This window comes from Bradyrhizobium sp. AZCC 1721, assembly GCF_036924715.1.
In the GTDB taxonomy this organism is placed as follows: Bacteria; Pseudomonadota; Alphaproteobacteria; order Rhizobiales; family Xanthobacteraceae; genus Bradyrhizobium.
In genome coordinates, this window is the sequence record NZ_JAZHSB010000001.1 from 473,000 (window position 1) to 485,514 (window position 12,515).

Sequence of the window (12,515 nt, forward strand, 5' to 3'; positions counted from 1 at the left end):
AACCCGCGGGAACGCGCGCGGCTTCGGAAAGTTCACCTCTGGGAAGGTTGTCGACGCCTTCCGGAGGATCATGACCGATGAAGCGGGGGTCGGCCCGGCTGGCATTGTGGGTTATTCCCGTCGTGGTGCTGACGGCCACGTTGGCCGAGGCGGCCGAAGACGCCACGCGTCCCTCCGAATTCATCCTGATCCTTCAGATCGTGCTGTTGATCACGATCGGCCGCGGGCTCGGCGAGATCATGCAGCGGATCGGCCAGCCGTCGGTGATCGGCGAACTGCTCGCAGGGCTGCTGCTCGGCCCGTCGCTGTTCGGATGGGTCTGGCCCTCGGCGCACGCAGCGATTTTTCCGCCCTCCGCTGAGCAGAAGGCCCTGATCGAAGGTCTCGCCCAGTTCGGCATTCTGTTGTTGCTGCTGCTGACGGGAATGGAAACCGATCTGAAACTGGTCAGGAAAGTCGGCAGGGCCGCGATCATCGTTTCCATCGCCGGCATCGTCGTTCCCTTCCTGTGCGGCTTTTTGCTCGGGCAAATCCTGCCCGATAGCCTGCTTCCGCATCCGGAGGCACGCCTGGTCGCCTCGGTGTTCCTGGGCACGGCGCTATCGATTTCTTCGGTGAAGATTGTCGCCGTCGTCGTTCGCGAGATGAATTTCATGCGCCGCAATGTCGGCCAGATCATCATCGCGACGGCGATCATCGATGACACGATCGGCTGGATCATCATTGCGGTGATCTTCAGCCTTGCCGCGCAGGGCACGTTCGACCTGGTCTCGGTGGGGCAGGCGGTGCTGGGGACGCTGATCTTCCTGGCCATCAGTTTCACGATCGGGCGGCGGCTGGCATTTCGGTTGATTCGCTGGGCCAACGATACGCTGGTCAGCGCCTCCGCCGTGATCACGGTGATCCTCCTGCTGATGGGCGGCATGGCCCTGATCACCCATGCGATCGGCGTGCACACAGTGCTCGGCGCGTTTGTCGCCGGCGTGCTGGTCGGCGAATCGCCGATCCTGACCCGGCAGATCGACGAGCGATTGCGCGGGCTGATCACCAGCCTGTTCATGCCGGTATTCTTCGGTCTGGCGGGATTGAACGCGGACCTGACGGTTCTGAAGGATCCGAATTTGCTATCGCTCACGGCGCTGCTGGTGCTGATTGCAAGCATTGGAAAATTCGGCGGCGCCTACGTCGGCGGCAGTCTCAGCGGAATGAACCGCTACGAGTGCTTTGCGCTGGCAAGCGGCATGAATGCGCGAGGGTCGACGGAGGTCATCATCGCCAGCATCGGCCTTTCCATGGGCGTGCTGAGCCAGAACCTGTTCTCTATGATCGTCACCATGGCGATCCTGACCACCATCGCCATGCCGCCGATGCTGCGCGCTGCGCTGTCGCGGCTTCCCATGAAGGCGGACGAGAAGGAGAGGCTTGAACGAGAGGAACTGGAAGAGAAAGGATTTACCGCAAATCTGGAGCGTTTGCTGCTCGCGGTGGACGAGAGTGCCAACGCGAAGTTTGCATCCCATCTCGCCGGCCTCCTCGCGGGCGCGCGGGGTATTCCGATCACCGTGCTGCATATCGGCGCCCGTGCGAAGCGTCAGGAAAGAAAGCGCGACGAGGAAGAAAGCCCTGAAAGCGCGGTGAGGAGCGCGGCAAGGAGCATCGTCGATTCCGGCCCGGACGAGGCCGCGCGTGAGATCGACGTCACGACGCGCGCCAAGAGCAAAAGGCCGGCGGATGCCGTCATCGACGAGGCCCGGAAGGGGTTCGATCTGCTGATTGTCGGAATGGAAAAGGTGATCGGGACCAGGAACGGGTTTGATGAAAGAATCGAGAACGCTACATCAGGCTTCGATGGCCCGCTCGCCATCGTCGCCGCGAGGGGCAGCCATCTCAAGCAGCCCGCGGCAAGCTCTTCATTCAGGATTCTGGTCCCCGTGTCGGGTAGCGGCATCTCGCGCCGGGGTGCCGAAGTGGCAATTGCGCTGGCCCGTCCGGGTTCGACATCGGTCCGGTTCATCCATGTCGCTACGACCAGGGATCGGGGAGGACGTGGCGCTGCCAATATTTCATTGCCGCAACGGGAGGCGATCCTGAAAGCCGCCGGTTCGCTTGCTGCACATTATGGCATCGAGGCAACGACGGCGATCCGCGCCGGCGTATCACCCGAGCACGCAATCCTTCGCGAAATCGAAAGCAGCGGCGCTGATCTGGTTGTCCTGGGAGTCGACCGCATACAAGGCGAGACTCTCAGCTTTGGAGGCGTTGCATCTGCCGTTCTGAAGAACTCGAGCGCCTCGGTCTTGCTGATATCAACCTAAGTAGCCGGCCGGAACAAAGGTCAAGAACCGGCCGCGTGTCCAACGCGGGCGGTGAGCCCATGGCTGCCCGGTTTCCAGATTTCATCATTGACATAACAGAAGAGTTATATAATAGGTCAGTTATATAACTGACTTGAGATCCACGATGGCGAACCTTGATGCTGCCTTTTCCGCGCTGGCCGACCCGACCCGCCGGGCGATCCTGGCGCGCCTTGCGCTAGGCGAGGCCACCGTCATGGAATTGGCTGAGCCGTTCGAGATGACGCAGCCCGCCATCTCCCGCCACCTCAAGGTCCTCGAAGGCGCCGGCCTTATTCTGCGCCGCGTCGAAGGCACGAAACGGCCATGCCGGCTGGCGCCTGCGGCGGTCGCCGAGATCGACCAATGGCTTGCGATGCTGCGGCAGACGCTCGCGGCAAACTACAACCGGTTGGACGACGTGCTGGCCGAAATGAAAACCAAAGAGTGAAAGGCAATCCCATGAGTAAGTTGACGCTAAAGACCGAAGGCGACACCCACGTCGTGGTTACCAGGCGGTTTACCGCCACGCCGGAGGCGGTGTTTCGCGCGCACACCGAGCCGGCGCTGATCCAGAAGTGGCTGCTTGGTCCGGAAGGCTGGACGATGCCGGTCTGCGTCAACGAGGCACGCCCGGGCGGCAAGATCCGGTACGAATGGAGTGACGGCAAGGGCGGCGGCTTCCACCTGACCGGCGAATTTATCGAGGTGGTGCCGTTTAGCCGCCTCGTACATGTCGAACGGATGCATCTGCCGGACCCGACACCTGACAATCACGTCGAAACCAACTTCGCGCCGGACGGCGCCGGCACCTTGATGACCATGCGAATGACGCTGCCAGATGCTGCGACGCGGACCATGATGCTGTCGAGCGGCATGGAGCAGGGAATGGAAGCGAGCTACGTCCGGCTCGAGAGCTTCATCAATTCGCTCCCTCGCGCCTAGCTGCCGACGCATCAGCAGCGACGCTCATCCCAGCAACATTTCAATGAGGACACGCCGTGATCGAACCACTTCGTATTCTTCAAACCACCCCGCAGCTCACGGCCTCCATCCCGATCAAGGTGCCGCGCGAGGACGTTCGCAAGGTGATGGGACCCGGGCTCGCCGAATTGAAGGCTGCCGTCGCCGCACAGAACGTCGCAGTCATCGGGCCATGGTTCACACACCATATCCGCAACCCCGGCGAAGTCTTCGATTTCGAGATATGCCTTCCGGTCGCCACGCCCGTGGCGCCGGTCAATCGCATGAAGCCAGGGCAATGGCCCGCCATGAATATCGCCCAAACCACCTATCATGGCGGCTATGAAGGCCTCGGCAGCGCCTGGGGCGAATTCCTCGGCGCCATCAAGGCCGCAGGACACAAGACTGCAGACGGCCTTTATGAGTCCTATGCGGTTGGTCCGGACATGAGCGCTGATCCCTCTGCGTGGCGGACGGTGCTCAGCAAGGAATTGCTGGCGTCCTAGGTCCTACTCCATCACCGCATGATCCGGCGCGGTCGATTGTTGGCGCAGGGTTGCCTTGGACGAGCCGATCATGATGGCGAGCGGGATGGCGCAGGCGGTGAAGATCATCACGAGCTGGTAGTCGTACGAGAACGCGATGATCTGCGCCTGTATTTTCACCATCATCTCCGCCATGGCGCGGCCCTTGTCGGTGGCGAGATCGATCATGCCGCTCACGGCGGGCATCTGCAGGGCGTGATTGAAGGGGTTGATATGCTCCGACAGGACCGCGTAGGTGTAGCGCGTGCCTTGCGTCAGTTGCGAGATCACGAGCGATATCCCGATCGAGCTGGCGACATTGCGCATCAAGGTCAGCATCGAGGTGCCGTCGGTGCGCAGATGATTGGGTAGCGTCAGGAACGCCACCGTGGAGAGCGGCACGAATACCAACCCGAAGCCAAAGCCCTGGACCACGCTGATGATCACGATCTCGGTCACGCCGGTCTGGTCGGTCCAGGCAGTCATGTAGAACAGCGACAGGCAGGTGATGCCGAGCCCCGAGACGATCAGCGTCCGCGCTTCGATATGGCGCATCATGCGGCCGACCAGCATCATAGCCACGAACGTGCCGCAGCCGCGGCTTGCCAGCAGAAGGCCCGCGGTAATGATCGGATAGCCGATCACGTTTTGCAGGAACGGTGATGACAGCGCCATGGTCGAGAACAGCACCAGCCCCATCACGGCCATGAACACGCAGCCGCCGACGAAATTCTTGTCCTTGAACAGTGCGAACTGGATAAACGGATGTTGCGTCGTTAGCGAATGCGCCAGGAAATAATAGAAGCCGACGGCTGATATAATGAACTCGGCGATGATCTCGTTGGATTCCAGCCAGCCGAGCTGCTCGCCGCGGTCGAGCGCGAGCTGCAGCGCGCCGATCGCGATTGCGAGCGCGGTGAAGCCGAACCAGTCAAACCGCAGCTCGAGGTCCTTCTTGGTCTCGTCCATGAAGATGACGAGGCCAAGCACGGTGATAATGCCGAACGGCAGGTTAACGAAGAACACCCAGTGCCAGGAATAGGTTTCCGTCAGCCAGGCGCCGAGCGACGGGCCCATGATCGGCCCCATCATCACCCCCATGCCCCAGATCGCCATCGCCTTCGCGCGTTCGTGCAGTGCGTAGGAATCGAGCATCACGGCCTGCGACAGTGGCACCAGCGCCGCGCCGAACACGCCTTGCAACAGACGAAACACCACCATCTGGCCGATGTCCTGCGCCAATCCGCATAACACCGAGGCGATGGTGAAGCCGGCCGAACAGATGATGAAGATGCGCTTGCTGCCGAAGCGGTTGGCGATCCACCCGACCGGCGCGGTCATGATCGCGGCAGCGACGATATAGGACGTCAGCACCCAGTTGATCTGGTCCTGCGACGCGGACAGCGTGCCCTGCATGTAGGGCAGCGCGACGTTGGCGATCGTCGTGTCCAGTGCCTGCATGATCGTCGCCGTCATGGCGCAGATCGTCACCATGTTCCGGCGCAGGCCCGGAACGGATGCCGATGGCTGGCCCGGCGTCGCCATGGCGCTAATCGTGGTCCTGGTTCGCCGTCGCCGGCGAAAGGCCGAGCAGGGCTGAGAGCGAGCGCCGATGGTTGGTGTCGATGGTGGCGTAGACGCTCATGCCGGCCTTCAGCTTGCGGACGAATTTGTCGTTCTTGTCGAAATAGATCCGCACCGGCACGCGCTGCACCACCTTGACGAAATTGCCCGACGCGTTCTGCGGCGGCAGGATCGCAAACTGGGCACCGGTGCCGGGCGAGAGCGAGCCGACCGTACCCTTGAAGGGGTGATTGGGGAACGCATCGACCTCGAGCGTCACGGACTGGCCGACCGCGACATAGGTGAAATCTGATTCCTTCGGGTTGGCGTCGACCCACGGGTTCGAGGTGTCGATGATACTGAACACCGGCGTACCAGCCGTGACGAAGCGGCCGAGCTGGATCTGCTCGACCTGCGTGGCGATGCCGGCCATCGGCGCGCGCATCACGGTGTGGTCGAGATTGCGCTGGGCCTGGTCGAGCGCCGCCTTGGCCTGGGCATAGGGCGGGAATTCCTCGAGCGGTAGATCGGGATTGCCGAGCAGTTGGGCCTTTGCGGTCGCAATCTTCTGCTGCAGCAACTGATACTGCGCGCTCGCGGTGACGAGGGCGGTCGACGCGTTATCGAGGTCAAGCTGCGAGCCGAAATTGTTCTTCACCAGCGAAGACTTGCGCTCCACGTCACGCCGCTTCAGGTCCATGCCCTGCTGCGAGAGTTCGCTCATCTGGCCATAGATTTTCAGGTCGGCGATCAGATTGTCATAGGTGACCTTGGCTTGCGCGAGGTTGGCCTTGGCCTGCGCCACGGCGAGGCGGAATGGCACCGGATCGATCTCAAACAGGATGTCGCCTGGATTGACCTGCTGGCCTTCCTTCACCACGACCTTCTCGATCTTGCCGGAGATGTCGGGCGTGATCAAAACCTTCTGCGCGCCGACATAGGCGTCGTCGGTGGTCACGTAGCGGCCACCGTTGAGATAGAACGTCACGCCGGCGACCAGCGCAACCAACGGCAACACCACCAACAGCAGGAAGCGTCGGTAGCGCCGCATGCCGGCCATCAGCCGGCGGCGCGGCTCGGCCGCGAGTTTCGGCCGTGACGGCGCCCCGGGGGCGCCCTTCTGCTCGGGCGGGAATTTGAGGACGGGATCAGCCATAGCGCTGCTCCTTTCTGGGAGGTTCGCCGGCCGGATTCTGGATCGCGTTGCGAACGTTTTCCTTGATCAGATCGAGTTGGTCGAGCAGGCGGTGGGCATCAGTGGGATTGATGCCGTCGAGCGCGGTCGCCGTCAGTTCGGAGCGAAGCCCGGCGAGCTTGCCGAGCAGCGGCCGCGCGGCCTTGCGCAGATACAGGCGGTTGACGCGCCGGTCATTCTCGTCGCCGCGGCGTTCGATCCAGCCATTGTCGCAGAGCTTGTCGATCAGCCGCGTCAGCGTGATCGGCTGCATTTCCATCAGTTCGGCAAGTTCCGACTGCTTGAGGCCCTCGGTGCGCTCGACCTTGGCCAGCACCGCCCATTGCGCACGGGTGATGCCGTAGCGCGCGGCCTGCCGGTCGGCATAGGCGCGCACCATCCGTTGCACCTCGCCAAGCGTAAACAGGAAGTTCATGTCCACGGAACCGCGCATGCCCAAGCCTCCATAAGCCTGCAATACAATAAGCTTGCTTATGAATTCTGCACGGCGAGTTAATAATGGCCTGATCCGCTTCCAGCACATGGCTGGGAGCCAATGCGTGCGCGGGCTTTAGGATTGGCCCTCAAACTGATACAAGGTCTGACATGAGCCTGACAAAGCCGACATTTCCTGCGCCCGGCCACGATCACGGCCGCTGCACTGCGGAAGCGATCGCGCATGCCGAACAGGTTTGCGCGCGGCGGGCGCAAAAATTTACCCCGATCCGGCGTCAGGTGCTGCAGGCGCTACTGTCGAGCCACCGCCCGCTCGGGGCCTATGAGGTGATCGACGAGCTCGCCAAATCGATGCCGCGGCCGGCGCCGATCACGGTCTACCGCGCGCTCGATTTCCTGATGGAAAACGGCCTGGTCCACCGCATCGAGAGCCGCAATGCGTTCCTTGCCTGCGCGCATGATCATGACGAGACCTCGATGGTGGCGTTTTTGATCTGCGAGCTCTGCGGCTCGGTCGGCGAAATCCCCGCAGCCCCTGTGGCGCAAAGCCTCAATGCGGCGGCGCGGGCCTCCGGATTTGCGCCAAAGCTCTCCGTCGTCGAGATCGCCGGCATCTGCGCGCATTGCCAAAAATAAGAAGCGGCGCCAAGCCGGCCACGAGGATAGATGTCATCCAAGCCAGTAGAACCTTCCGCCGGGCGTGCGCTCACCCCGGGCGCCATCGCCTTGATGCTGATGTTGTGCCTGAGCTGGGGTTTCAATCAGATTGCGGTGAAGCTAACGCTGCCCGATGTGCCGCCGATGCTGCAGGCCTTGATCCGCTCGGCCGGCGCGTTGCCGGTGATGCTGCTGGCCGGTTGGCTGCGCGGCGTAAAATTCTTCGAGCGTGACGGCTCGCTCGGCCCCGGCCTGCTGGCGGGCACGTTGTTCGGTATCGAATTCGTGCTGATCTTCAGCGGGCTGGTGTTCACATCGGCGTCGCGCGCCGCCGTGTTCCTGTACACCGCACCGTTCTTCGTCGCGCTCGGCTCCTACCAGTTTCTCGGCGAGCGGCTGAGCATGATGCAATGGGGCGGGCTGGGTCTCAGCTTTGCCGGTGTCGCGCTGGCGATCGGCGTGCCGCAGGCAAATGTCGACGCAAAAGTGTTGCTGGGCGACCTGCTGGTGGTCGGCGGCGGCGCGCTGTGGGGCGCGACCACCCTGATCGCCAAGGGCACGCGGCTTCGCAACGCAGCTCCGGAAAAGGCGCTCGGATATCAGGTGGCCGTATCGATCCCGATCCTGGGCTGCGCATCCCTGCTGTTCGGCGAGAAGATCACCCACATGCCGAGCGCGCTGTCGATCTCGCTGTTGGCTTATCAGGCGATCTGGGTGGTGGGCTGCACCTTCGTGCTGTGGTTCGCGCTGGTGAAGACCTATTCAGCCAGCAAACTATCGTCGTTCACCTTCGTCACGCCATTGTTCGGCGTCGTCGCCGCCTATTTCATCCTGCACGACACGCTGACCATTGCCTTCGGCGTTGCAGCGCTGCTTGTCATCGCCGGGCTCTATCTCGTCAACAAGCCGGATCCGAAGGTGGTGCCGGATCCGAACGTGCCGGCGTGATTCTTTCCGTCATTCCACAGGTACGCAAAGCACAAGCCCTTCACCGTCATTGCGAGCGAAGCGAAGCAATCCATCCTTCCGCGCGCGCTGAAAGATGGATTGCTTCGTCGCTGCCGCTCCTCGCAATGACGTGGAAGGAGTGCGGGTCTATGTTCTACCCCGTCTCGATCGGCAGCGACGCATCCTTGGCCCATTCGCCCATCGAGCCATCGTAAAGCGTGAGGTTGTCGTAACCGAGCTGGTAGAGCAGGAACAGGTCGACCGTCGCCGAAATGCCGCCGCCGCAATAGGCGACGACCCGCTTGTCCTTGGTGATGCCCTGCGCCTTGAATTTTGCTTCCGCCTCGCCAAGCGGGACGAACGCCGTGGTTTTCGGGTCGAGCAGTGTGGCCGCCGATACGTTGCAACTGCCGGGAACGCGGCCGGGCCGGCCATAGCGGCTGGGCTCGAGGCCTTTGTGAAATTGCGGGCCGAGCGCGTTGACGATGACGGTGCCTCGCTCGGACGTGGCGGCAAGCGTTTCGTGCTTGTCGACGAAGAAACCTGGCCTCGGATTGGCCGTGAATGTTGCCGGCTCGTATCCCTTCGCCGGCCCGGTTTCGAGCGGGCGTCCCTCGAACTTCCATTTGTCGAGACCGCCATCGAGCACCGCGACGTTCTCGAAGCCGAGCGATCTGAGCATCCACCAGAACCGCGTTGCCCACATAGGCGTGCCGATGCTGTACAGCACGACCCGGCTTTGATTTGAAACGCCATGGCGGCCGAACGCCCGTTCGAGCCGCGCCACATCCGGCATCATGAAGCGAAGTTCGGTATCGGGATCGGAGAACTCGCCCTGCAGATCGAGAAAGTCCGCGCCCGGAATATGTCCGGCCTCGAAGCTGTGCCGGCCCGGCACGGTGAGATAGGGTAGGCTGGAGCCTTCAGGGGCGGGTTCGAGGTAGGTGGTGCAATCGAACAGGCGCAGATCGGGCTGACTGAGAAGGTCAGTGAGTTCCGCCGTCGTGATCAGCTCGTTTCGCGCCGGCATACCCGCCTCCCATTATTTATGTTTCGGCAATGCTAGGGCTCGCATCGGGCCATGAAAAGGCCGCCAGACGCATGCTCGCCCTTTCAATTCGGCGATTCCTGTCCAATATAGCGGTTAACGAAGACTGAGGTCTTTTGCCCTGCTTTCGGCCGCTGCGGCTGGCCTAAGCTGTTGAACACACAAGATAAAAATCCGCTATGTGACAAGGCGCACACTGCCTTCGCCGCCCCCTTGGTACATGTCACCAAAACCTGATATTCGAGGCCCCATGAACAAGCCCGAAATAATCCCACAAGACGACGTCGCCGGCCCGAAGGCCCGGCACAAAACCACCCAGGTCATGGTCGGCAATGTTGCCGTCGGCGGAGGGGCGCCGATCGTCGTGCAGTCGATGACCAATACCGACACCGCCGATGTCGAAGGCACAATCGCGCAGGTCGCTGCGCTGTCGCGCGCCGGATCGGAGATGGTGCGCATCACGGTCGACCGCGAGGAAGCTGCTGCCGCTGTTCCGCACATCCGCGATGGCCTGCGCAAGCGCGGCATCACCACGCCCCTGATCGGTGATTTCCATTATATCGGCCACAAGCTGCTCGCCGAATATCCGGCATGTGCCGAAGCGCTCGACAAGTATCGCATCAATCCCGGCAATGTCGGCTTCAAGAACAAGCGCGACACGCAGTTCGCCGACATCATCGAGATCGCCAACAAGAACAACAAGCCGGTGCGCATCGGCGCCAATTGGGGTTCGCTCGATCAGGAGCTGCTGACCAAGCTGATGGACGAGAACACGGCCTCGGCCAACCCGCGCGATGCGCGCGCGGTGACGCGCGAGGCCATGGTGCAGTCGGCGCTGCTGTCGGCCGCCCGCGCGCAAGAGCTCGGCATGCCCAAGAACCGCATGATTTTGTCGGCAAAAGTTTCCGCCGTGCAGGATCTGATTGCGGTCTATCAGGAGCTGGCGCGCCGCTCGGATTATGCCATCCACCTCGGCCTCACCGAAGCCGGCATGGGATCGAAGGGCATCGTGGCTTCATCCGCCGCGCTCGGCATTCTGCTGCAGGACGGCATCGGCGACACCATCCGCATTTCGCTCACGCCTGAGCCCGGCGGCGACCGCACGCTGGAAGTTCAGGTCGCGCAGGAATTGCTGCAGACCATGGGCTTCCGCACCTTTGTGCCGCTGGTCGCGGCATGCCCGGGCTGCGGCCGCACCACCTCGACGACATTCCAGGAGCTGGCGCGCTCGATACAGGATTTCATCCGCGAAGAAATGCCGGCCTGGAAAACGCAATATCCCGGCGTCGAGCAGCTTAACGTCGCGGTGATGGGCTGCATCGTCAACGGCCCGGGCGAATCCAAGCACGCCAATATCGGCATCTCCCTGCCCGGCACCGGCGAAGCGCCGGCCGCGCCCGTGTTCGTCGACGGCAAGAAGTTCCGCACCCTGCGCGGGCCGACCATTGCCGCCGATTTCAAGGCGCTGGTGATCGATTACATCGATCAGCGCTACGGCAAGGGCAAAAAGACGCCCGAGAACGCGGTGACCGCGGCGGAGTAAGCTTTGTCGTCCCTGCGAACGCAGGGACCCATAACCACCAGCCTGCATTGTTGAAACGCAGCCGTCGCCCCGCGTACCATTCCGCCGGCCGCGGCGTATGGGCCCCTGCGTTCGCAGGGGCGACATGTTGAGGGGTTCTCGCCTCTATTCCGTCGTCCCCGCGAACGCGGGGACCCATAACCACAGGTTTTTGTGGTTTATGCCGCGCTGTAGCTCCAGCCCCTACAACAACAATCTCTTGTGGTTATGGGTCCCTGCGTTTCGCAGGAACGACGAGCTACGTGCATTGCACTTCGTCTCGCCTGAGCTACGATGCGTCCCAATCAAGAACGATTGGGAGAACGCCCATGTCATCGCTGTCCGGCAAGCAGGGACCGCGCTACCGGCACGTCGCCGACGAAGCCGAACCTTACGAGACCATTGCGGTCGAGAAACTCACACCGATCATCGGCGCGGAAATCTCCGGCGTTGATATCGGCAAGCTCGTCTCGGACGACGCGCGCTCCAACCGGCAGATGGACGAAATCCATCGCGCGCTCGCCGAAAACCTCGTCATCTTCTTTCGCGACCAGCATATCACTCCGCAGCAACATCTCGCTTTCGGGCGCAAGTTCGGTGAACTGCATGTGCATCCGGCGGCGCCCAACGAGGGCGACCCGGCGCTGATGAAGATCTATGCCGACAAGGATTCGCCGCGCGCCAATGGCGAGGGCTGGCACACCGACGTGTCCTGCGACGTCGAGCCGCCGATGGGGTCGATCCTCTACATCAAGCAATGCCCGCCACGCGGCGGCGATACGCTGTTTGCCAACATGTACGCCGCCTATGAGGCGCTGTCGGACCGAATGAAAACCTATCTCGACGGGCTGACCGCATTGCACGACGGCGAGCAGACCTATCGCGGGCTCTACGCCAACTATGGCGTCGCCGACCGGGTGGAATATCCGCGTGCCGAACACCCCGTGGTGCGCACGCATCCCGTCACCGGCAAGAAGGCGCTCTACGTCAATCGCGGCTTCACCCGCTATATTGTGGGTATTCCCCGCGACGAGAGCGATGCCATGCTCGCCTATCTCTACCAGCACGCGGAGAACCCGCTGTTCCAATGCCGCTTCCGCTGGACGGAAAACGCCATCGCGTTCTGGGACAATCGCTGCGCCCAGCACCGCGCGATGTGGGACTACTGGCCGCACACAAGATCGGGGACGCGCGTGACGGTGAAAGGGGAGCGGCCGGTTTAGAGGCGCGTTGACGTATCGCGCCCCCTGCGCCAAGTTCGGCCAAAAGCAACAACAAATCCCGGAGG

General features: G+C 62.3%; 12 protein-coding genes. 8 read left to right on the forward strand and 4 right to left on the reverse strand.

Features of this window, described 5'->3' with window-relative positions; translation table 11 throughout:
- Positions 1-77: 77 nt before the first annotated feature.
- From V1273_RS02235 to V1273_RS02250, 4 genes are all read left to right on the forward strand, one after another.
- On the forward strand, positions 78-2,315 hold the full coding sequence (locus V1273_RS02235) for a cation:proton antiporter domain-containing protein (RefSeq protein ID WP_334408582.1): 2,238 nt from the start codon (positions 78-80) through the stop codon (positions 2,313-2,315).
- A 145-nt stretch (positions 2,316-2,460) separates the two neighbouring features.
- Complete coding sequence (locus tag V1273_RS02240) at positions 2,461-2,784, forward strand: ArsR/SmtB family transcription factor (RefSeq protein WP_334408583.1); 324 nt, start codon at positions 2,461-2,463, stop codon at positions 2,782-2,784.
- 11 nt (positions 2,785-2,795) lie between these two features.
- On the forward strand, positions 2,796-3,278 hold the full coding sequence (locus tag V1273_RS02245) for an SRPBCC domain-containing protein (RefSeq protein WP_334366053.1): 483 nt from the start codon (positions 2,796-2,798) through the stop codon (positions 3,276-3,278).
- 56 nt (positions 3,279-3,334) lie between these two features.
- Positions 3,335-3,802: a GyrI-like domain-containing protein gene (locus V1273_RS02250; RefSeq protein WP_334366054.1), complete on the forward strand. Its 468-nt coding sequence runs from the start codon at positions 3,335-3,337 to the stop codon at positions 3,800-3,802.
- 3 nt (positions 3,803-3,805) lie between these two features.
- On the opposite strand, the gene V1273_RS02255 is transcribed toward V1273_RS02250, so the two are convergent.
- The 3 genes from V1273_RS02255 to V1273_RS02265 are packed head-to-tail and all read right to left on the reverse strand — an operon-like array spanning position 3,806 to position 7,011.
- The gene (locus V1273_RS02255) at positions 3,806-5,365 is read right to left on the reverse strand and encodes an MDR family MFS transporter (RefSeq protein ID WP_334366055.1); all 1,560 of its coding nucleotides are present in this window, start codon (positions 5,363-5,365) and stop codon (positions 3,806-3,808) included.
- Positions 5,366-5,369: 4 nt separating this feature from the next.
- Entirely contained in the window at positions 5,370-6,539 is a 1,170-nt protein-coding gene (locus V1273_RS02260) for an HlyD family secretion protein (protein WP_334366056.1), read from the reverse strand.
- Complete coding sequence (locus tag V1273_RS02265) at positions 6,532-7,011, reverse strand: MarR family winged helix-turn-helix transcriptional regulator (RefSeq protein ID WP_334366057.1); 480 nt, start codon at positions 7,009-7,011, stop codon at positions 6,532-6,534. Before V1273_RS02265 ends, V1273_RS02260 begins: the two co-directional genes overlap by 8 nt.
- A gap of 152 nt (positions 7,012-7,163) precedes the next feature.
- Between V1273_RS02265 and V1273_RS02270 the strand changes: the two genes are divergently transcribed.
- Entirely contained in the window at positions 7,164-7,649 is a 486-nt protein-coding gene (locus V1273_RS02270; RefSeq protein WP_028347712.1) for a Fur family transcriptional regulator, read from the forward strand.
- 30 nt (positions 7,650-7,679) lie between these two features.
- Complete coding sequence (locus tag V1273_RS02275; protein WP_334408584.1) at positions 7,680-8,618, forward strand: DMT family transporter; 939 nt, start codon at positions 7,680-7,682, stop codon at positions 8,616-8,618.
- A gap of 154 nt (positions 8,619-8,772) precedes the next feature.
- Here V1273_RS02275 and V1273_RS02280 read toward each other — a convergent pair whose 3' ends face one another.
- Positions 8,773-9,648 carry a sulfurtransferase gene (locus V1273_RS02280; protein ID WP_334408586.1) on the reverse strand — a complete coding sequence of 292 codons (876 nt, stop codon included), beginning with the start codon at positions 9,646-9,648 and terminating at the stop codon, positions 8,773-8,775.
- A gap of 268 nt (positions 9,649-9,916) precedes the next feature.
- On the opposite strand from V1273_RS02280, the gene ispG reads away from it, so the two are divergent.
- A complete protein-coding gene (ispG, locus tag V1273_RS02285; RefSeq protein ID WP_334408587.1) occupies positions 9,917-11,209 on the forward strand; it encodes a flavodoxin-dependent (E)-4-hydroxy-3-methylbut-2-enyl-diphosphate synthase in 1,293 nt (430 codons plus the stop codon).
- A gap of 347 nt (positions 11,210-11,556) precedes the next feature.
- Positions 11,557-12,450, forward strand: coding sequence for a TauD/TfdA dioxygenase family protein (locus V1273_RS02290; RefSeq protein ID WP_334408589.1), 894 nt, complete (start codon positions 11,557-11,559; stop codon positions 12,448-12,450).
- The last annotated feature ends 65 nt before the right edge of the window (positions 12,451-12,515 follow it).

What these genes read in the sequence shown, in the direction of transcription:
- V1273_RS02280 (WP_334408586.1), bottom strand. Translation starts at nt 9,648, where the DNA reads ATGCCGGCGCGAAACGAGCTGATCACGACGGCGGAACTCACTGACCTT.
- ispG (WP_334408587.1), top strand. Translation starts at nt 9,917, where the DNA reads ATGAACAAGCCCGAAATAATCCCACAAGACGACGTCGCCGGCCCGAAG.
- V1273_RS02270 (WP_028347712.1), top strand. Translation starts at nt 7,164, where the DNA reads ATGAGCCTGACAAAGCCGACATTTCCTGCGCCCGGCCACGATCACGGC.
- V1273_RS02290 (WP_334408589.1), top strand. Translation starts at nt 11,557, where the DNA reads ATGTCATCGCTGTCCGGCAAGCAGGGACCGCGCTACCGGCACGTCGCC.
- V1273_RS02240 (WP_334408583.1), top strand. Translation starts at nt 2,461, where the DNA reads ATGGCGAACCTTGATGCTGCCTTTTCCGCGCTGGCCGACCCGACCCGC.
- V1273_RS02275 (WP_334408584.1), top strand. Translation starts at nt 7,680, where the DNA reads ATGTCATCCAAGCCAGTAGAACCTTCCGCCGGGCGTGCGCTCACCCCG.
- V1273_RS02255 (WP_334366055.1), bottom strand. Translation starts at nt 5,365, where the DNA reads ATGGCGACGCCGGGCCAGCCATCGGCATCCGTTCCGGGCCTGCGCCGG.
- V1273_RS02265 (WP_334366057.1), bottom strand. Translation starts at nt 7,011, where the DNA reads ATGCGCGGTTCCGTGGACATGAACTTCCTGTTTACGCTTGGCGAGGTG.
- V1273_RS02245 (WP_334366053.1), top strand. Translation starts at nt 2,796, where the DNA reads ATGAGTAAGTTGACGCTAAAGACCGAAGGCGACACCCACGTCGTGGTT.
- V1273_RS02235 (WP_334408582.1), top strand. Translation starts at nt 78, where the DNA reads ATGAAGCGGGGGTCGGCCCGGCTGGCATTGTGGGTTATTCCCGTCGTG.
- V1273_RS02260 (WP_334366056.1), bottom strand. Translation starts at nt 6,539, where the DNA reads ATGGCTGATCCCGTCCTCAAATTCCCGCCCGAGCAGAAGGGCGCCCCC.